General features: G+C 39.4%; 13 protein-coding genes. 10 read left to right on the top strand and 3 right to left on the bottom strand.

What is annotated here, in order from left to right:
• Positions 1-527: 527 nt before the first annotated feature.
• From D9O48_RS02230 to D9O48_RS02200, 7 genes are all read left to right on the top strand, one after another.
• Positions 528-1,706: a glycosyltransferase family 2 protein gene (locus tag D9O48_RS02230; protein WP_126970147.1), complete on the top strand. Its 1,179-nt coding sequence runs from the start codon at positions 528-530 to the stop codon at positions 1,704-1,706.
• Between the two features lie 484 nt (positions 1,707-2,190).
• Positions 2,191-2,583, top strand: a complete 393-nt coding sequence (locus D9O48_RS02225; protein WP_126970145.1) for a response regulator — start codon at positions 2,191-2,193, stop codon at positions 2,581-2,583.
• A 37-nt stretch (positions 2,584-2,620) separates the two neighbouring features.
• Positions 2,621-3,790 (top strand): sugar transferase, encoded by a 1,170-nt coding sequence (locus tag D9O48_RS02220; protein WP_199750478.1) that lies wholly within the window; start codon positions 2,621-2,623, stop codon positions 3,788-3,790.
• A gap of 79 nt (positions 3,791-3,869) precedes the next feature.
• Positions 3,870-4,778 carry a glycosyltransferase family 2 protein gene (locus D9O48_RS02215; protein WP_126970143.1) on the top strand — a complete coding sequence of 303 codons (909 nt, stop codon included), beginning with the start codon at positions 3,870-3,872 and terminating at the stop codon, positions 4,776-4,778.
• Positions 4,779-4,788: 10 nt separating this feature from the next.
• Positions 4,789-5,991 (top strand): glycosyltransferase, encoded by a 1,203-nt coding sequence (locus D9O48_RS02210; RefSeq protein ID WP_126970140.1) that lies wholly within the window; start codon positions 4,789-4,791, stop codon positions 5,989-5,991.
• 269 nt (positions 5,992-6,260) lie between these two features.
• Entirely contained in the window at positions 6,261-11,963 is a 5,703-nt protein-coding gene (locus D9O48_RS02205; RefSeq protein WP_126970138.1) for a PKD domain-containing protein, read from the top strand.
• 475 nt (positions 11,964-12,438) lie between these two features.
• Entirely contained in the window at positions 12,439-15,318 is a 2,880-nt protein-coding gene (locus D9O48_RS02200) for a PKD domain-containing protein (RefSeq protein ID WP_126970136.1), read from the top strand.
• Between the two features lie 154 nt (positions 15,319-15,472).
• Here D9O48_RS02200 and D9O48_RS02195 read toward each other — a convergent pair whose 3' ends face one another.
• From D9O48_RS02195 to atpD, 3 genes are all read right to left on the bottom strand, one after another.
• Positions 15,473-16,570, bottom strand: coding sequence for a DUF695 domain-containing protein (locus D9O48_RS02195; protein ID WP_126970134.1), 1,098 nt, complete (start codon positions 16,568-16,570; stop codon positions 15,473-15,475).
• 224 nt (positions 16,571-16,794) lie between these two features.
• Positions 16,795-17,052, bottom strand: coding sequence for an ATP synthase F1 subunit epsilon (atpC, locus tag D9O48_RS02190; protein ID WP_126970132.1), 258 nt, complete (start codon positions 17,050-17,052; stop codon positions 16,795-16,797).
• A gap of 61 nt (positions 17,053-17,113) precedes the next feature.
• Entirely contained in the window at positions 17,114-18,613 is a 1,500-nt protein-coding gene (gene atpD / locus D9O48_RS02185; RefSeq protein ID WP_126970130.1) for a F0F1 ATP synthase subunit beta, read from the bottom strand.
• Positions 18,614-18,933: 320 nt separating this feature from the next.
• Here atpD and D9O48_RS02180 point away from each other — a divergent pair, with 320 nt between their 5' ends.
• From D9O48_RS02180 to D9O48_RS02170, 3 genes are read left to right on the top strand one after another with little or no spacing between them, the layout of a single operon-like run.
• The gene (locus D9O48_RS02180) at positions 18,934-20,100 is read left to right on the top strand and encodes a hypothetical protein (RefSeq protein WP_233589154.1); all 1,167 of its coding nucleotides are present in this window, start codon (positions 18,934-18,936) and stop codon (positions 20,098-20,100) included.
• A gap of 58 nt (positions 20,101-20,158) precedes the next feature.
• Positions 20,159-20,803, top strand: a complete 645-nt coding sequence (locus tag D9O48_RS02175; protein WP_126970128.1) for a response regulator transcription factor — start codon at positions 20,159-20,161, stop codon at positions 20,801-20,803.
• A gap of 8 nt (positions 20,804-20,811) precedes the next feature.
• Complete coding sequence (locus D9O48_RS02170) at positions 20,812-22,653, top strand: tetratricopeptide repeat-containing sensor histidine kinase (protein WP_126970126.1); 1,842 nt, start codon at positions 20,812-20,814, stop codon at positions 22,651-22,653.
• Positions 22,654-22,695 lie beyond the last annotated feature (42 nt).

The following is a 22,695-nucleotide window of genomic DNA, read 5'->3' as shown; positions in this document are numbered from 1 at the left end:
GGAGATAGGAGGTGATTTTATCACAGAGAGATTGGACGAGGTAAGCGTAATTTCGAATCAAAATTAATACTATTTCTCAAAAAGCAAAATACCTGAACGGTTTTTACTGCTTATTTTGATCCGGAGGCGTTACTTCTACCTTTCATTTTGTTAGTTACCAGCTTATTACAGTTAAAAAAAAATACCGTTCCATGTATATCTATTTTACCCATTCGCCCTTACTTTCTTCCTGGTCTGATAATCTTCTGCAATAGTATAAAGAGTATTTAAATACAAATGTTTTCCAGCTGTTAAGAGCTTAGCAAAAAGGTATACATATAATAAGGTATACAAAAAGCGCTATAGAATAACCGGTACAGATCAATAACAATTTATCAGAATTTACGTTTAAGATGAGCTTCCGGCTTATTGATTAGTGACGTGCCGATTAACAGGAGAATCACTAATTAACAATCATTGTTGCAATAGTTTCTAAAAAATTGTTGTTCCTTTGGGGCCGTTTAGCTGTTTACCTTAACCTGCAAAAGATGATATTTTTCAAAATTCTCTTCTGGGCTTCTTTGGCCATTGTATTTTATAGCTATGTCGGATATGGCATACTGCTTTGGGCTTTAGTAAAAATTAAAAATATATTTAAGAAAGCTAAACCCGTGCCGACTGACTTCGAACCGCCGGTAACTTTAGTGGTAGCAGCCTTTAACGAAGCTGACTTTATTGAAGAAAAAATAAAAAATACTTTTGAGCTTGATTACCCTAAGGATAAGTTACAAATCATCTTTATCACTGACGGATCCAGTGATGCGACTCCTTCTATTGTAGAACAATATAATAATATAGAACTGCTACACCAGCCACAACGCCAGGGAAAAGTAGCCGCCATGAATCGTGCGATAGACTTCGTAAAGAACGAAATCGTTATTTTTTGTGACGCCAATACATTATTAAGTAAAGCTTCAGTGAAAAAAATTGCCGCTCATTATAGCAACCCCAAAGTAGGTGGCGTAGCCGGCGAAAAGAGAATATTACTATCCAACAAAGATGCTGCAGCTGCTGCAGGTGAGGGACTTTACTGGAAGTATGAATCATTTCTGAAGAAACTGGACTCTGACCTGTATACAACCGTTGGAGCTGCGGGAGAACTATTCTCCGTAAGAACCACTTTGTTCGAAAAAGCACCCACCAATACCATTATTGAAGATTTTGTACAATCGCTCAAGCTATGTATCAATGGCTATGTAGTACGTTACGAGCCGGAGGCCTACGCTGCGGAACTGCCATCAGCCTCCATTAAAGAAGAAATGAAGAGAAAAGTACGGATCTGTGCCGGAGCCTTTCAGGCCATGCTTTTACTCAAACCATTATTTAATTTCTTTAAATACCCGGTGGTAAGTTTTCAGTTTATATCACATAGAATTTTACGCTGGACGCTTTGTCCGATTGCATTAATATTGTTGTTGATCAGTAATATTCTGATTGTAATCAGCTCAGGGAGCGCCTTTTACTTAATGATACTGATTGCACAGGTGATCTTTTATGTAATGGGAATAACCGGCTGGATCTATGCAAATAAGGATATAAAGATGAAAATATTCTTTATCCCTTTTTATTTCCTATTCATGAATATGGCTGTTTTCATGGGCTTCAAACGATTTATTAAAGGAAATCAATCTGTATTATGGGACAAAGCTGCCCGGAAAGCAGCGTGATAAAAAATGTAAACTACGTCTTAACAAATAGTTAGTGAGTTAGTACTTGTATAAACCAAAATCATTTATACATTTGTACCGGAATTATGCTTGAAGGAATCACGACAGTTGATAAAAAATCATCATATGTAGTTCATAAAGCGTCTTTCTACATAATGCAAAAGGGTAATTTTAGTGGTATTAGTCAGAAAATATATATGAAGAGTTTGCATAATTGATTTTTGTTATTAATTTTACCCCATAGAATTTAAATCCTCAATATTCTTACGAACGACTCCGATTGCCGCCTCACCACCGATCCTAAGAATACCCCTCTGATTAAAGTATCTTATTTTTTTCCAATCCTCCTATTTAACAGTTTAATATATCTGTTCAGTCAGTATATATATTTATTCCAAGCCAATTCTATGTAAGACTAACTTTTAAATTAGTCCATTTTACCTGTTGAAAAATTGCGATTATATCAAAGCACAAATTAGAAAGAATGAAAAAACAGATTCTCGCAATTGATGACAGCAAAGCAATACGCTTTTTATTACAAACAGTTCTTAGCAAAGATTATCAGGTAATCACTGCTCCTGATGCTTGTTCAGCTATGTACTATTTGTCAAACAAAAACTTACCCGACCTGATTATCGCTGATGTTCAATTACCCGACATGGAAGATTGGGAATTGATTGAACAACTTAAATCAAATGGTATTTATAGTGATATTCCAGTAATAGTATTGTCTTCGCTAGACAAAGATCTTGCTCAAGTAAAATGTTTAGAATTAGGCGTTGAAGCTTACTTTAATAAGCCTTTCAACCCGATCGACCTGATTGAAGCTATTAAACGCTTCACCGCTGTAAAGAAAGAACAGTCAGTGCTTGCTTAACCTTTGAAAAATGAGTTTACTCATTAAATCTTACTTTATGAACATTACGAATTTTACCACAGAAAGAAATATTGAAACTAAAAAGACTTACAGGAAATATAGCCTTACCGCTCCCAGTACTGTAACTACCCAACAACCTAAAAACGAGTTTTTCTATATTGGCAATAAATCGCATAATATAGACACACTGATCAAATACTTTGCGGGCGGCTACGCAGCAGAATCTATTAATAATGCTAAATCAATTTTACGCAGATTAATGTCTGGCAGCAACGCTCAACACCTTCCTACCGTAATTATTATTGAGTCAAACATTCCTACAGACCAACTGTTCGATATGGCCCGTTTCTTATCCGAACAACCCACATTGGCAGCTATTCCGTTTGTAGTAGAAGTAAGTGCAGCTAATCCGGCTCAAAAAAATACTTTAAAGAAATTCAAGTTTGTTGATGATATTATTTGTTTAGCAGATTACACTGAAACTAAGCTGAAAAACAAAATCAACTTCCTTAATAAAATTAAAAAGGCAATTGTAGCTAACCCTCCGGTTAATTCAATCGAAGCCAACTTACCGAAACAAAGTGTAAAAATTTCTCCGGCTAAGCGCGCTTTTGATATCGTTGCATCCGGAACAGCTTTATTGCTTTTATCTCCGGTACTTTTAATCATCGCATTGGCGATCAGATTAGAATCAAGAGGACCAATCTTCTATATCTCTAAACGCGCAGGTAAAGGTTATGAAATCTTTAATTTCTTCAAGTTTAGAACCATGTACAAAGATGCTGATAAACGCGTGAAAGAACTTCAACACTTAAATCAGTATCAAACCAATGATAATGGTCCTGTTTTCTTCAAAATTGACAACGACCCGAGAATTACCAAAGTAGGAAAGTTCTTAAGAAATACTTCTATCGACGAAATTCCTCAGTTAATCAACGTATTGATTGGAGATATGTCTTTAGTAGGAAACAGACCTTTACCACTTTATGAAGCTGCTTCATTAACTACCGACGAGTGGGCTAAACGTTTCATGGCACCGGCCGGTATTACAGGTTTGTGGCAGATCAAAAAAAGAGGTCAGTCTGAAATGTCAATCGAAGAACGTATCAGCCTGGATATCAACTATGCTGATAAATACAACTTCTTATACGACCTATGGATCATGGCAAACACTCCTTCTGCCTTAATCCAGAAATCAAACGCTTAATACAACCAACCATAATAGGCTGAGTAAATGGTAGCAATATCATTTATTTGGCCTATATTTATATTTAAAAGAACTTCCTATGGGAAAGGATTTTCAGCCTTTCATTTCTATTATTACCCTGAATTACAACCAAACCAGCGTTACCTGCGATTTTCTGGAATCCACTAAATCGTTGACGTATAGAAACTTCGAGATTCTGGTTTGCGATATGGACTCCAAAATAGATCCTACCGAAGAAATTTCTAAAGGGCAATACCCCCAAACGACGCTCCTGTTGGCAAAACAAAACTTAGGCTTTGCAGGAGGCAACAACTGGGGAATGAAACAAGCTAAAGGTGATTTTATCTTCATCGTTAATAATGATACTGAAGTAACTCCTGATTTATTGGATAAACTGCTGGAACCATTTCAACAAGATCCAACAATTGGTGTAACCTGTCCGAAAATAAAATACTTCGATCAACCCGATACCATTCAATACGCAGGGTTTGAAAAAATGAATCCGATTACCGGACGTACCGATACCATTGGTAATTACGAAAAAGATCTCGGACAACACGATACCCCCTTTTCTACCTTCGGCGCACACGGTTGTGCAATGATGGTCAAAAGAGAAGTGATCGAAAAAGTAGGTATGTTTCCGGAACTCTTCTTTTTATATTATGAAGAATGGGATTGGAGCACCAGAATCAGAAAAGCCGGCTATAAAATCTGGTATACCCCTACTGCCACTATTTATCATAAAGAATCTATGAGTGTTGGTAAAGACAATCCGATGAAAGTTTATTACCACACCCGAAACAGAATTCTTTACATGAGAAGAAATGGAAATTTCTTTGAAAGAGTTTGTTTTGCCGCATTCTTTACTGCGTTCACCTTCCCTAAAAACACTTTAACTTATTTACTCAAAGGCCAAAAAGAACACTTGAGAAATTTTTTAAAGGGAACTTTCTGGAACTTGAAAAACAGCAGTTATTCTAAAGTATAACTATTCAACAATGCTCATCTTACATATTATATTCTGGGTACTCTTTGTAGTGTTAGCAAGTATCACTGTCTATTTTTTTATCGTAAGTATTGCGGGAAAAATCTATTCTTCACCGAAATATCAGGTACATCCCGATAAAAAAAGAATTGCAGTACTTGTTCCGACTTATAAAGAAGATCAAATTATTTTATCTACCGCTAAAAAGGCCAGTGAGCATCAATACTCCGGCATTTTTAAAGTATTTGTAGCTGCCGACCAATTACAGGCTTCTACGATTGAACAACTTCGCACTTTACCAATTGAAGTATTACCTGTAAAGTTTGAAATCAGTTCCAAAGCCAGATCTCTCAACCAGCTACTGAATCATATTGATGAAAATGCCTGGGACATAGCACTGATTCTTGATGCTGATAATGTAATGGAAGCCGGTGTGCTCGAGAAAATAAACCATTCGTTTCAAAATGGCTTTAAAGCAGCTCAATCAAACAGAACTGCTAAAAATCAAAATACGACAGTTGCTATTCTTGACGGACTGAGTGAAGGTATTAACAATCACTTGTTCAGAAAAGGACAAAGAGCCTTAGGTTTTGCTTCAAACACCATCGGATCAGGTATGGCATTCGAATTTAAAACATTGAAAGCCATTTATAATAAGCCCGGAATTTTGGGTAACCCCGCCTGCGACCGGGAAGTGGATTTCGAAATAATGAAACGTGACGTTTGTATTGAATTTATTGATAACGCAAACGTATATGATGAAAAAGTAGCTCAAAAAGCTGTTTACGAAAAACAAAGAACCCGCTGGTTCGAATCACAAATTATTCACCTGAAACTATTCTTTGATCCTAAAGAACAACCTATTCCCCACACCAAAGATTATTATAATAAACTTTGGGTCAATCTTATCCCCCCGCGCCTGCTCATTATTCTCGGCTTAATGATCGGTGGAGGATTTGCTATTATCAATGACTTGTTTAAAATTCACTGGATAGCACCCGCCCCTGTTTATTGGTACGGCCTCATCTTATTATTTGCTGTAACTTTTGCGATTGCAATTCCTAATAAATTTTACCGCTGGAGTACGGTTAAAGCGCTATTCTACGTACCTGTACTGGTATGGAGTGCAGTAAAAGCAGTCATTAATATGAAAGTAAGTAGAAAAGAATTTGTTCACACTCCAAAAACTTTTACAGAAGACCCGCACAATAAGTAGTCATTATCAATGTATTTTCTTTCGCAAGCGGAAATTAATTTTCCACAGCTATCTTTCATGCTGTATTAATAATGTTTTGGTATTTATTTTGCGGATCATCTCCCGAACCGTAAAAAGAGCTATTGCCTGCCATTTCTTTTCAACCAAAAGATAAAAACAACTGCTCAGATGTACCAAACTCTACCACCCGTGCGTTATTCACATATTAAGTTTATTTATTGCTTGTTCGCAAGCGATGTTAATTATTCCATTAATACCCCTATATCCTAATGAAAAACATCTCCGGCTTTCACCAGTTAGGGTGTATCGTTTTGTTATGTATGCTGCCTTTCTTCAGCAATGCCCAACAAGTCGAAAAATCTATCAGTACCTCAAAAGGTAATATTGGTTTTTTAGAATATAAACCAACTGATTACAAACCTACCGGTACCTATAAATATCCACTGATCATCTTCCTTCACGGCCTTGGTGAAATCGGTAACGGAACTACTGATCTCTACAAAGTAGCAATCAATGGAACTCCGAAAAATATCAGAGACGGCCATAACATGAAATTTGATTGGAACGGTGTTTCTGAATCATTTATCGTTCTGAGCCCCCAGTTAAATACCGGGCATGGCTGGTGGCAAGACTACTACGTAGATGAGATCATGGAATATGCAAAAAAGAATCTCAATATAGATCCCGATAGAATTTTTCTGACGGGGCTGAGTTTAGGAGGCGGCGGAACCTGGTACTACGCCGGTTTGAAAGCGGAAAATGCAAAAAAACTGGCAGGTCTGGTCGTTAGTTGTGGAACCTGTCAATCAGTTGATCTTTGTAATATCGCCAAAGCCAATCTGCCAACCTGGGCATTTCACGCGCAAAACGACGGTACTGTTCAGGCATCCTGCACCATCGGTCATATTTATAAAATCAACAGCTGTGGAACTGAAGTACCGCCCTATATGACCATCTGGCCAGATGGAGGCCATGGAATATGGGACCGCGTTTTCTCTACCAACCATAACTGGCAAAATCCGAATGTATACGAATGGATGCTAGGCCAATCCAGCAAAAAAACAATCAACAAACGCCCGGTTGCAAAAGCAGGAGCTGATATCAATATCACTACAGCACAGGCAACAGCAACCCTCAATGCTTCACAATCAACAGACAGCGATGGAAAAATCGTACGTTATGTATGGAGAAAAATAGCCGGACCTTCCACCGGTACTATTCAACAACCAACCAGTACGAATGGTATTACGACCGTCACGAACCTGACAACTGCCGGAACCTATTCATACGAATTAAAAGTAATTGACGATCGTGCCGACTGGACATTTGATACCGTTAATGTAGTAGTAGTCACCGGAAGCCTTCCTCAAAATATTCCTCCGGTAGCAGTAATAGCCAATCCGAATCAAACCATACAACTCCCCACCACTCCTATTACGCTTGATGCCAGCGGCTCTTACGATACGGATGGTAATATTGTAGCTTATTCATGGACATATGTAAGTGGGCCTACTCAATACACATTAACACAAAACAATCAGGCGAAAGCCACCTTATCAAATGTAAGCACCGGTACTTATACTTTCAGAGTTACCGTTACAGACAATGCCGGTAGCACCAACAGTACCAACATACAAATTACCTTTCTGGCTCTTCCGAATATTGCGCCAATAGCCAATATAAAGACAGTTACAGACATCACACTTCCCAACAATAATGTATTTCTCGATGGTAGCGGATCGTCCGATCCCGAAGGCAAAACCCTCAGTTATCAATGGAGTAAAACAAGTGGGCCTGATCTATACCAGATACAGTCACCACAAAGTGCCACTACAACAATTATCAATCTTGTTCAGGGAAATTATACTTTCCGCCTGACAGTAAAAGATCCGGAAGGCCTCGAACATTCTACAGCAGTCAGTTTTGAAGTAAAAGCCCAACCAAACGTTGCACCTGTAGCCAATGCCGGTAATAATATTCAGATCACGGCTCCGGTGAGCCAGGTTATTTTAAACGGTTCTGACTCTTACGACTCAGACGGTAATATTACGAGTTACAGATGGTCACAAACAGCAGGCAACACAACGGCAGTTATAGAAACACCACAGCAAGCCATTACCGGCGTAACCAATCTGCAACCCGGTAACTATACATTCACTTTGACCGTAACAGACAATGCCGGTGCACAAAACAGTAGTGATGTACAGGTTGAAGTTAAAGCAGCTCCTGTAAATCAGTTACCTGTGATCGTGCTTTTGCAGGATATATTTACCATTCAACTACCCGTCTCCTCCATTACAGCAGACGCTTCAGCATCCTATGACCCTGACGGTACAATCAATTCGTTTTTGTATGTACTCGAGGAAGGTAAAAATGATTTCCAATTACAGAACATTACTCCTGATAAAGTACAAATCAGTAACTTATCAGTAGGTACCTATATATTTAAAGTAATAGCAGTAGATGATAAAAACGGACGGGCTGAAAAACTTTTAACGATCCATGTAGCAGCTGCTCCTCCAACAGAAAACAGACCACCGGTTGCCAATGCAGGTAACAATCAGATTGTTCCTGAAAATATCGGGTGGATAACACTGAATGCGGAAAATTCTATCGATCCGGATGGAGATGACCTGACCTATAGTTGGAAACACATTAACGGCCCTTCGCAGTTTCAATTAAACGATGCGGAAACAGCCACTGCACAATTCAGACCCTACAATACCGGTACTTTCGTACTGTTGTTAACAGTAAAAGATTCACATGGTGCAGAGGATTCTGATACTTTACATATCACAGTTTATCCGCTCCATAACCCAACTGATAACTATTTACCAGTGGCAATCGCCGGAAACGATACCACTATTACACTACCCAACCATTCACTCACTTTAGATGCCTCTGCCTCTTATGACCCTTTTGGAAGAGTGCAGGCATATTTATGGACTAAAATCAGCGGACCAGACGCTTACAACCTTCAGTTTGCCGACAGAGCAGTTACAGAACTGTCACAACTGCAGGAAGGTGTTTACCAATTCATGGTACGGGTATGGGGCGACGAATGGGAATCCACCAACGATACCATTCAAATAACCATACTACCCGAACCAAATGCACCGCCGGTAGCTAACGCAGGAACAGATCAGGAAATAACTTTACCTAATAATACCGTTTCGCTAAACGGAACATCCTCCTTCGACCCGAATGGAAACCAGGACATTGTTTCTTACAGCTGGAAGAACTTAACGGCACTTCAGGCAACAATCGAAACAGCTCATCAGGCTTTAACAGTAGTCAATAATTTAGAACAGGGAACGTATGAGTTTGAGTTAACGGTTACCGACCGCGACGGGCTCTCAGATAAAGATACTGTTATTATACAGGTACGTCCTGAACCGAATATTGCACCCGTAGCAAATGCAGGGGCTGATGTTCATATTCAACTACCAACGAATACCGCCGTATTAAGTGGCGCCGCCAGTACGGATGGCAACACCGGTGACGAGTTAACTTATCACTGGAAATATCTCGGCGAGGCAACAAGCGTTCAGATAACTACTCCATCACAGGTATCAACCGTTATCAACGGTTTGATCAGAGGCATCCATTCGTTTGAACTTTTAGTTACAGACGAAGCCGGAGCGTCTGATAAAGATACCGTGTTGATATATGTATATGCAGAAGCTAATAAACCTCCTGTGGCAATCGCCGGTAACCGACAAACCATACAACTGCCCGTTAACTATGTAACGCTGAACGGCAGTCAGTCGCGCGACCCCGACGGTAATCATACTATAGAAAGTTATCATTGGAGTTTTTACTCAGGTCCTGGTCAATATACCATACAACAACCGAACAACGTACAAACGACAGTTACCAACCTGAGAGAGGGTAATTATGTATTTGCGTTAACGGTAAAAGATACTGCAAATGCAACAGCAACCGATACAGTACACGTCATTGTGTTACCAAGAATATTACAGGCACCGGTAGCCAATGCCGGTACTAATGTTACGATCACATTACCGGTCAATTCAATCGGCTTAAACGGTACCGCATCTTATGATCCGGACGGTGAAGTTGAAGAGCTGAAATACCTGTGGCAGGTAATTCCTCCTACCGGTAATTATCAGATTTCAAATGCAACACAAGCATCCTCTACCCTTTCAAAGTTAGAAGAAGGAATCTATTACGTAAGATTAACTGTTACTGATGTAGACGGGCTCTCCAGCAGCGATACGATGCGTATAAGAGTAAACCCATTACCGAATCAGGTACCTGTAGCAATTACAGAAAATGATTTTACACTCAATATGGAGTCTTCCTCATTTGAATTGGATGGCTCAGGCTCTTACGATCCGGACGGAGAAAACACGATTGCTAAAGTTGAATGGTTCACCATCAGCGGACCGAATCAACCTACATTATCGGCCGTAGTTGATAAATCTGTAACAGTTACCAACTTTACTGAAGGTATATATGTATTCGAACTGGTGGTAACTGATGATAGAAATGCCTCGGCGCGCGCGCGAATCACTGTTACGGTACAACCCAAACCTGCACCTAGCAATCAATTACCGGTGGCAAATGCAGGGGGCAATCAAATCATCACACTTCCTACGAATAGTATTATACTTGACGGGTCGGCTTCGCGCGACCCCGATGGACAAATTGTTCAATATGAATGGAGAAGAATCAGCGGACCCACACAGTTCACTTTACAGAACAATCGCGCTGCTATTACAGAACTGAATAATCTGATAGAGGGTACTTATGTATTCAGGTTAACGGTAACTGATAATGAAAATGCCATTCATTTTCAACAGATCACCATCAGAGTATTACCGGCACCGAACGTATTGCCGATTGCAAATGCCGGTGCTAACAGAACGATTTACCTGCCAACAAATACAGTCGTGTTAAATGGATCAACTTCATCCGATCCTGATGGACAAATTGTTGGTTATTTATGGAGCAAAATTTCGGGTCCGGCAGGTTACCGTTTTGATGATTCTACCATAGCGCGGGCAAATGTCAGAAACCTGATAGTAGGTACCTACGAATTTAAATTAGTAGTCACCGATAACCTTGGCGGTAAAGACAGTGCTTCGGTAACCATTGTTGTACAACCGGATCCCAATAAACCTCCGATTGCAAATGCAGGCCCCAACAGAACTATACAATTACCCGTTAATACCGTTCAGCTAGACGGCTCAAATTCATATGATCCGGAAGGAGATGACTTAATATATACATGGACACAGGTAAGTGGTCCGATGACTGCTACCCTCCAAAATAATAATACGGCTTATGCGTATGCATCAGACTTAAATCAGGCAGGTATTTTCGTATTCAGATTAAAAGTAAGTGACAGCAAGGGATTAAGTTCAACAGGCGATATATCAGTAACCGTATTGGAGAAAGCAAACGTATTACCGGTAGCCAGAACCAATAAAGACACCGTACTGTTTGAACCTGCCAATGCATTAATACTGGATGCCGCTGCTTCTACCGATGAAGACGGAACGATTGTTTCGTACGAATGGTCTCTGATCAGTGGAGCGCCCGCACTTATTCTTTCACCCACACAGGTGATTACCTGGATTAACGGTTTAAAACTGGGCGACTACCAATTCAGATTAAAAGTAACCGACAACAGAGGTGGTGTAGCTTATGATACGGTGAACATTCATGTGTTACCTGATCCAAATACGAAAGGACATCTCAAAGTATATCCGAATCCGATAACCACCGGCATTTTAAAAGTTTCTTTTAAATATAAAGAACTTGGAGAAGCCATATTGAATGTGTATGCCAACGATGGTAAAATCGTTTATAAACGATTTATTAATATTACTACCTACGAATCCTTCTGGGAGATTCCTGTTGATCAGTTTATTAACGGAATCTATACAGTAGAGATCGTACTTCCGCTCAAACACAGATCAGCAACACGTTTCATAAAAATGTAACAATTAGTTAACCGCTATAAAAGACAGCCTCACCCTTGTGGTGGGGCTTTATCTTTTACGGCCATTAATAAAGATTCTTCAAAAAATACTTTAGAATATCTTTGATCAAAGTCAAATATTTTAACAATTGCTGCCCTCTTGTATTACATGGTTAATCGTTTTTTTGAATCCAGCTTTTTTTAAAAGAAATTCAGTTAACAAAAGAATTACAGTTTTTAATGACTTGTTAAAAAAGTGGAAAAATTTTTCTGAAACGTAAAAATTTGGTATAAAGTTTGGTGAGTTGATGTGCACTATTCATTACCATCCTTTGAACCAAATCCATGTAAGATTACGTATGTATTAACAATATGGATTCAAAACCCATATAAACCGCTTCCTCCCACACATTGATTATTTAATAACATTATTAGCGTTTTCCGTGTAAGCGGAAGTGGAATTTTTTTGTAAAACAATTCAAATATCCTCGTTCACTATGAGAAACTTTTTAATGGTCCTCGTGTGCGTTTTGGGTCATCTGATGGTAGTAGCACAAAGTCATGAGCCCAAATCATTAAAGGCATCGTCCAATGGAGAAACTGTCGGCTTTTATCAATTTCTACCTGCGGGCTATTCAAAATCCAATAAGCATCCTGTTATCGTCTTCCTCCACGGCATCGGCGAAAGAGGTAACGGCACCAGCGAAGTAAGCAGAGTTTTAGGTGTCGGAATTGCTTCAGACATTAAGAATGGTGATAAGATGACTTTCACCTGGAATGGAAAAACCGAATCCTTCATTGTACTTACCCCCCAATTAAACAGCAAATATGGAAACTGGCAAAACTTCGTCATTGATGAAATGATTGATTATGCCGTGAATGTATTGGGTGCTGACGCAAACAGAGTTTATCTTACAGGTCTCAGCTTAGGTGGAGGCGGTGTATGGAACTATGCAGCATCTACTGCCGAAAGAGCTAAAAAACTGGCGGCCATCGTTCCTATTTGCGGTACCTGTCAAAGCATGAACTGGGCAAACCTGACGAATGCTAACGTAGCAGTTTGGGGCTTCCATGCAAAAGACGACGGTACGGTTGGAGTTGGTTGTACCACCGGCCATATCTACGCTATTAATAATCAGAATCCTGCTGTTAAACCTTATATGACTATATGGGATAACGGTGGCCACGGAATCTGGGACAGAGTATATATGCCCGAGTATACTTATAACAATCCAAGTATCTACGAATGGATGCTCGGTCAGAGCAGAGGAAGAGCAGTGAACGTTCGTCCTCAAATCAGCGCTCCGAATGTTTCTGCCAGTACCGGCAACAGTGCAACACTCGATGCCAGCGGCTCCACTGATCGCGACGGAAAAATTCTTAAATATATCTGGAAACAAATCAGCGGTCCTAACACCGCCACTTTAACCAATGCCGAATCAGCAAAAGCTACGATCAGCAATCTTGCAGAAGGAACCTATACCTTTGAAATTAAAGTGATCGACGACCGCGCTGACTGGGTTACTCAAAACGTAACCGTTACAGTTGCCAAAGGAACTACCACGAATAAATCTCCTATTGCCAGCGCAGGTTCTAATCAAACCATTACTTTACCTACGAGCTCGGCTACATTAAATGGTAGCGGTTCTTATGATCCTGACGGCTCTATTACTAAATATGAATGGACAAAAGTAAGCGGTGGTACTGCTACTATTGCCAGCCCGAATGCAGCTAATACACAAATTACCAATCTTGCACAGGGCAGCTACAGCTTCCGTTTAACCGTTACAGATAACCAGGGAGCCAGTGCGCAGGCAACAGTAAATATTACTGTAAATGCAGCGGCCGGAGGTTCTACCAATCCTCAGGTATCTGTTATTGCCGGTAGCGACCAAACTATCAACCTTCCTACCACCAGTGTTCAGGTAGACGGATCCAGATCTTCTGATACCAGAGGTGATATTAAAAAATGGGAATGGAAAAGAATTTCAGGACCAGCACAACATACTATTGCCAACTATGAGACTGCAAAAACAACAATCAGCAATCTCGTAGAAGGAACTTATCAGTTCACACTGACGATCTGGGATAACAGCTGGACGCCCCAACGCGATACTTTAAAAATTACCGTACTTCCAAATACAGGCGGTAATAATTCAGGATCTACAAAAGCAGATGCCGGTGCCGATCAAAGCATCAACACCAGCACCACTACTTTAGATGGTTCTAAATCATCCGATGCCAAAGGCGTTATTAAAGAATACAGATGGGCTAAAATCAGCGGACCCGCTTCATTTACAATTGCCAATACTGCACAGGCTAAAACAACTGTCAGCAATTTAGCAGTAGGAACTTATCAATTCAGATTAACCATCTGGGACAATGCATGGGTACCTTACTCAGACACTGTTACGATCGTTGTGAAACAAATCACCGACGATAATAATAACTCTCCCGGTACTAATCCGGAACCCGTACCTACAAAAACAACTGTAAATGCCGGCCCTAATCAAACATTGACGCTGCCCACCAACTCTGTAATTTTAGACGGTAGCAAGTCTATAGATCCGAAAGGAAGTATTAAACGCTGGGAATGGACTAAAATCAGCGGACCAGCCTCTTTTACATTAGCTAACGCAGCTACTTCAAAAGCTACAGTATCTAATCTGGTAAGAGGAACTTATCAGTTTCTATTAACCATTTGGGATAACAACTGGATTCCTTATTCAACTTCGGTGACAGTACTGGTTAAGAATGCAGGTGAGCAAGACGTAGTAATACCTACCAGCCCTGTAGTGAGTGCCGGAAACGACCAGACCATTACATTACCCACCAATAATGTAACGCTTGATGGTTCAAAATCAGTTGATCCGAGAGGAGCTATCAAACAATACCAATGGACTAAAATCAGCGGACCCGCTAACTTTACTTTAAGCAATGCTACACAAGCTGTAGCCGGCGTAACGAATCTCTCCGCAGGAACTTACCAGTTCAGATTAACGATCTGGAATAATGATTGGGTACCTATGTCAGATACAGTTACTATTAAAGTCAACAGTTCTGCTGCAAGAGTAGCGAATGCAGGAACAATGGCTGTAGCAACAGCAGAAGAACCCACTTCGGTAGTAGGATTAAAACTTTATCCGAATCCGGCAACCAGTTTACTGCAAGTTGAAATGTCTAATAACTTAACCGGTAAATCAAACATCAGCATTTTCACTAACAGCGGATCTTTAGTAAAGCAGGTTAATTTTGATAAAACAAACTTTTATCAAACACAATCTGTGGATGTTGCCGAATTAACGCCCGGTACTTATTTCGCCCGGGTGAATATCAGCACCGGTAACAGTTCAACAATTGCGTTTATCAAACAATAATACTTTTTATGAAAAACTACAAGGTGGTTAAAGGCCTTGATTTAATTAAATATAGCAGATGACGCCAGCTATCGCTCTTATTTAAAACTTTATTTCTATAAAAAAGGCTTCCTGTTCCGGAAGCCTTTTTTATAACAACTCATTTAATAACTAACTACTCAGCTATATTAAACCGCTCAAAAGTTTGCCAGTATTTATCTTTATAAATCCTGCTATTTATTTCCCAAACATCCTGATACTCCTGTTCTGCTTTATAAAAAACTTTTGAAGGTTTTCTGAACTCTCTGCAGGCAAAAAATATATCTCTTTCATTTTTGGCAGTTTGTCTTCCCATATAAATATAACCGTCATTATTTTTCAACGACTCTAATAACTGGTCTTCAATTTTACTGAGTTCATTCAGCACTTCCTCATCGGGCAAACCGTTTTCATTAACACCCGGATACTTCACATTTAACACTGCTATCCATGGATGCGAAGCTTTACTTTCCCATTTCAATGCTTCAGTATTCACCATAGCAATGATGGGATATTCATCTTCAAGAGAGGCTTCCAGTAAGGTAAACATTTCGTCTTCGTTATCGTATTTTACTTCTTCATACTTTTCAACAAATTCTTTCATTCTCCAGTTCAGAAAATCTTTTAGTTTGTGAATGGGTATTAAATCACGTTCTGCTTCCGCAGGTGTCTTTACAGTTAACTGATCTACTTTATTAATAAAATCAAGCTCACCCAGATAATTATCCAGATAAAGATATAAGCCGTTTACAATAATATTTTTATTTTCCTCCGTAAGATCATCATGCGTAACGGTAATATCGATTTCATCAGGATAATCAGGATTATCGTTTGAATAGAAATTAATTTTAGTACTTACAAATTCATAACCATCCATACTTATATTTACATCCCTTATATCCAATGCCGGTTTTAATGCGGTGAACTGCCATCCGTCAATAACCGGAGCACTGTTGATCAGCTCTTCTACAAATACAACACCTTTTACAAATCCTTCTGCAGAAATAACAAGGTCTACCGTATATTCATCTAACATCCCTACGAGAATATAATACTGGTTACCCAGTTCATTTAATTTTTCACTCATGGGATTAATAAAGTCTTCCAACACACGTTCTTTCGATTTTATAACACGATTAAAGTTCTTCGCTTCTTTTGAAAACCATTTCCAGAATTCTTCATATGTATTGACAGGTTCATCTTTTCTATTCAAAATTTTATCTAAAAAACCCATTGATATTATTTAAAGATATTGAAACAAAATACCGGTTTTTTGTAAACTAAACATATATAAAACGGCAAGGTTTAAATATAACGCATATACTTTAGATCTCCGGTTCTTTACTGTTATTAATACATAGTCTTAACACAATCGAAACTCAATTCATAGAACTGGTACAATAAAAAAGGGATATCAGATTGATATCCCTTTTCATATATGTAATAAACTAGTGATCATTAGATAGCGCTGGCACCTTCTACCAACACAGTAACTTTATTATTCAAAACTTCAACAAATCCGCCTTGGATAGTAAAGAACTCATGCTGTGTATTACTGCGATCTTTCAACACTTTTAAACGACCGGGTTTTAATGCACTTACCATTGCAGCGTGACGGTCTAAGATTTCAAATAAACCATTCACACCTGGTAACTGTACACCATACACTTCATTGCTGTATAGCTTTCTTTCCGGAGTTAATATTTCGAGCGTCATAAATTTGAAATTAAGCTTTAAGAATAATGATGAATAACACTATCAAGGTTAACCCGATCTATTATCCTTGTGCCTGAGCTAATAATTTCTTACCTTTTTCGATCGCATCGTCGATAGTACCTACTAAGTTGAACGCTGCTTCCGGATACTCATCCACTTCACCGTCCATGATCATATTGAAACCACGGATAGTTTCTTCGATTGGTACCAATACCCCTTTCAAACCGGTGAACTGTTCTGCCACGTGGAATGGTTGAGATAAGAAACGTTGAACTTTACGAGCGCGTGATACGGTTAATTTATCCTCATCAGATAATTCATCCAAACCTAAGATGGCGATGATATCCTGAAGTTCTTTATAACGTTGTAAGATTAATTTTACTCTGTTCGCTGTATTATAGTGCGCCTCACCAACAATTGCAGGCGTTAAGATACGTGAAGTAGAATCTAGCGGGTCAACCGCAGGATAAATACCTAAGTCGGCAATTTTACGGCTTAATACGGTAGTTGCATCCAGGTGGGCGAAAGTGGTTGCCGGAGCCGGGTCAGTCAAGTCATCCGCAGGTACATATACCGCCTGTACAGAGGTAATTGAACCATTTTTGGTAGAAGTGATCCGCTCCTGCATTAATCCCATTTCAGTAGCAAGGGTTGGTTGATAACCTACTGCAGATGGCATACGTCCTAATAACGCTGATACCTCTGAACCTGCCTGAGTGAAACGGAAGATATTGTCTACGAAGAATAAGATGTCACGTCCTTTACCCTGACCATCACCATCACGATAGTATTCTGCAATAGTTAAACCTGATAATGCTACACGTGCACGTGCACCTGGCGGCTCGTTCATCTGACCGAATACGAAAGTAGCTTTTGAATCAGCCAGTTCTTTCATATCTACTTTAGACAAATCCCATCCACCGTTTTCCATGCTGTGTTTGAAATCTTCACCGTACTTCATAATACCGGCTTCAATCATTTCACGCATCAGGTCATTTCCCTCACGCGTACGTTCACCTACACCGGCGAATACTGATAATCCTGAGTAAGCTTTTGCGATATTATTAATTAACTCTTGAATCAATACGGTTTTACCAACACCCGCACCACCGAACAAACCGATTTTACCTCCTTTTGCGTAAGGCTCGATCAGGTCGATCACTTTGATACCTGTAAATAAAACTTCAGAAGCCGTACTCAGGTTTTCAAATGCCGGAGGTTTGCTGTGAATCGGGCGACCGTTGGCTTTAGATACTGCTGGTAATCCGTCGATAGGATCTCCGGTAACGTTGAATAAACGTCCTTTAATTTCCTCTCCGATTGGCATCGCAATAGCAGCGCCAGTGTCTGTAACCTGCATTCCACGTACCAAACCTTCGGTACCATCCATAGCAATACAACGAACACTGTCTTCTCCTAAGTGCTGCTGAGTTTCAAGGACTAATGATTCACCGTTTGCCTTTTTAATTTCCAAGGCATTATAAATTTCAGGGAGTTTACCTTCAAACTGCACATCCACAACCGCACCAATGATCTGTTTGATCTTACCAACGTTTGCCATATAGTTAAGAATATATTATTAATTACGCTCCTTAGCTTTAGGAGTTGATTTCAAGGCGCAAAGGTAAGGTTAGAATTGAGAATTATGAAATCATATCAGGTTTTTTACACAGATTTCTCCACAGTTTTCATACTTTTTCCTTTTTTCTGCATTTTTCAAGATTTTTTGCGATTTTATGACACAAAAAATCACCTTCTTTCGAAAAATATAGGTTTTTTTTGCGATTTCTCAAAACCCAACCAGTATATTTAACAAAAATCATTTTCTTAGAATAATTTTGAGCAGATAATTGCGGTTTTTACTTAAAGTAAGTCTTACAAATGATGCAACTAATTGAAATTCAAAACACTACTGACGCGAAAAGATTTGTTACCGGTCCGGTTAAACTTCTTCAAGATGACCCCAATTATATCCAACCCCTCGAAACCGATATTGAAAAGGTATTCGATCCTGCTCAAAATAAAGCTTTCCGGCATGGTGAATGTATCCGCTGGATATTAGTAGACAGCAACAATCACTTCCTGGGCAGGATTGCAGCTTTTGTGAACAGGAAGTATAAAAATAAAGGTGATGACGGTATTGCCGGTGGAATCGGTTTTTTCGATTGCGTGAACGATCAGAATGCCGCCGACCTGCTCTTCGATGTTGCCCGCAACTGGTTATTGCAAAAAGAATGTTTTTGCATGGACGGTCCGATCAACTTCGGAGAACGCGATAAATGGTGGGGCTTAGTAATATCCGGCCACCAGCCACCGTTATACAATATGAACTTTAATCCGCCTTATTATCAGACACTCTTTGAAAACTACGGCTTTAAACCGTTTTTCTATCAATTGTGTTTCGGACTTGACCCGGCAAAAAAGTTCAATCCTAAAATCTACGAACGCCATCGCGCGCTCAGCGAACAGGGAGGATACCAGCTGAAGCATATGGAACTTAGCAAACTAGATAAGTATGCAGCCGACTTTGCCGAAGTATATAATGCTGCCTGGGCAAAACATGGCGGACTAAAAGAGATGAAAGTGGAGCAGGCCATCATTATGTTTAAAACGATGAAACCCGTTATTGATCCCAGAATTGTATGGTTTGTTTACCATTTTGATAAACCTGTAGCAATTTTCATTAACTTACCAGATCTAAATCAATGGTTTAAAAAACTAAGAGGTAAATTCAACCTCATATCAAAACTGAAGTTCTTATATTATAAGTACACAGTTGCCAATACGAAAATGGTAGGGCTCGTATTCGGTATCTCCCCTGAATACCAGGGATTGGGTATCGATTCTTTTATCATCGTAGAGGCGGGTAAAGAAGTAAACAAAATGAGCTATACCCAATATGAGATGCAATGGATCGGAGACTTCAATCCGAAGATGGTTAATATCGCCAAAAATTTTGGGGATACTTTTGAAACCAGAAAACTGGCTACGTTTCGTTACTTGTTTGATCAATCTCAGTCATTTAAGCGTCACCCGATGATTGATTAACAAAAAACATCGTATCTTAGTCAATTGCAGAATTGCACCACCTCTTGCCCTTTTTTCTATGATAAGAATATTTATCACCGATGACCACGAATTGTATTCAGAAGGACTCTCTCTCCTTTTGAATCGTGAAGTTGATTTCGAAGTTGTAGGCACAGCAAACAGTGCAGATCAGTTAAAGGCTGCTTTGTCTGACTTCACTATCGATATTCTGTTAATAGATGTTCATATGCCGGGCAATGACGAAGAAGAATTGCTCAAACATATCCGTTCCCAACATCCCAACCTCAAAATTATTTATCTCTCTGTAATGAGAGGTACACGCTATATTCACCGGCTCGCCAAATATCAGATTCAGGGGTATATCTTAAAAGATACAAAAGTAACTGAACTGTCTGAAGCTATCCGAACCGTACACAATGGCGGTACTTACTTTACTGAGGATATTAATATTTTAGATAAATCACTGGAATTCAGAGGAACCATTTCTATTGAAGGCAAACGGATCGACGATATTTTGTCAAAAAGAGAAATAGAAATACTCACCCTGATCTGTCAGGAATATTCCAATGCTCAGATTGCAGAAAAACTTTTCCTGAGCGTCAGTACGATCGAAACCCATAGAAAAAATCTCATTGCAAAACTGGGCGTAAGTAATACTGTCGGATTGGTAAAGTTTGCTATCAAAAACAACCTGATTAGTTAAGCATTTCGTTGAAATATTTTCTTACCATATTAATATGCTGCTCGGGCTATCTGGGTAGTTCTGCCGAAAACGGTCGAACCGACTCTACCGAAATTATCCGCCTCTATGACCGCTGCCTCGATTTTGCAGAAGATAAAGTCGACTCATTATATTATTATGCTAATTTCATTAAAACTGAATCTGCCAAAATCAACTTCTCCAGAGGGGAATTGTTTTTTCACAGACTGAGCGGCATCGCCCTCGAAATGCAGGAAAAATTCGATAAAGCCCTCGAACATTATCTGATCACCCTAACGATCAGCAAGAAACTTAATAACTACCATTATATCTCTGCTGCCTATACCGATATTGCCATTACTTATGGAACGATCAAACAGCTGGACAAAGCCAAAGAGAATTTTTTAATTTCACTCGAGTACCATAAAAAAACCAAAAGTATCAGCGGGCTCGTAAGTTGCCTTTCTAATTTAGGTACGGTTTATTCACGCCTCGATGACCTCGACAGTGCGGCGTACTACCTCAACGAGTCTTTACGCATCGGAAAACCTTACGATTCATTAATCGATTTAAATACAACTTACAATAACCTGGGTAATATATACTTTAAAACAAAAAAGTATGACCAGGCAGTAGAACATTTCAGATACGGATTACAACTCGATTCCTCCCATATTTATTTACCCGCCAAATGGATTGCCCACCTGAATTTAGGGTATGTATTTGTAGAGTTAAATCAGCTCGACAGTTCTCTTTTTCATATTAATAAAGCAGAACAACTGGCTAACCAGTTACAGTCGAAAAGTAAACTGGCAGACATTTACGCATTGAAAGCATCGCTGGAAGCAAAAAGAGGCGATTATAGAAGAGCCTACGACTACCAGAAAAAATGGTACGAATACGATACAGCTTCTATCCGGTTAGAAACCTATAATACAATTCTTGAGTTGCAGGAAAAGTATAATATCAATGAACAGATCGCGGAAAATAAATTGTTACAGGAAACCATTAAAACCGAAAGCTTCAAAAACCGTACGTTCATTATCTACATTATCGGGTTAGCAATCATTATCATTGTAATATTGAGTGCTTTTATTTATAAAAGAAAAGCCAATAAAGAGTTACAGCTAAATAATGAGCTGATGGCTAAAAAAAATGAACAGCTGGCAATACTGAACAGGCAAAAAAATGACCTGATCGGCATGGTTTCGCACGACCTGAAAACTCCGTTCATTTCTATTGGTATGTGGAGTCATATTTTAGACTCTCAAAGCGACAACCTTTCAAACGATCAGCAAACTGCCATAAAAAAAATACTGCAATCCTGTGGTTACGGCCAACAACTGATTCAACGCATTCTGGATATTGAAAAAAATACCGGCGCAGATAACCTCCATTTAGAAGAAATCGCACTCTTACCAATGGCACACCAGGTAGTAGAGTCGTTCAAACAAAAGTTATCCGAAAAAGAGCTGGAAGTAAATATTCAGGTAGTACCGGAGAACCTGAAAATGATCTCCGATGTACAGATTATCACGAGAATTCTTGAAAACCTGCTTTCAAATGCCATTAAGTTTTCATACCCGAAAGGTAAAATCGAGCTGAAATTTGAAGAAACAGCCGGTATGATTGAAATAATCGTACACGACCACGGAGTAGGAATTCCACCAGATGCATTACCCTTATTATTTGACAAACATGCCAACAAATCTACCACGGGAACGAATGGAGAAGATGGAAACGGTTTCGGCCTGACTATTGTAAAACGCCTGGTAGACGAACTGGGGGGCGCCATAACCTGCCAAAGTACCCCTGAAAACGGTACTTCATTTATAATTGTCATCAGGAAGTAAAACCGATTCCTTTTTTCAGTAAATTTGTTACAATGTTGCAAA

The organism is Gynurincola endophyticus (assembly GCF_003991195.1).
GTDB lineage: Bacteria > Bacteroidota > Bacteroidia > Chitinophagales > Chitinophagaceae > Gynurincola > Gynurincola endophyticus.
This window is presented reverse-complemented; position numbering and strand designations above follow the sequence as displayed.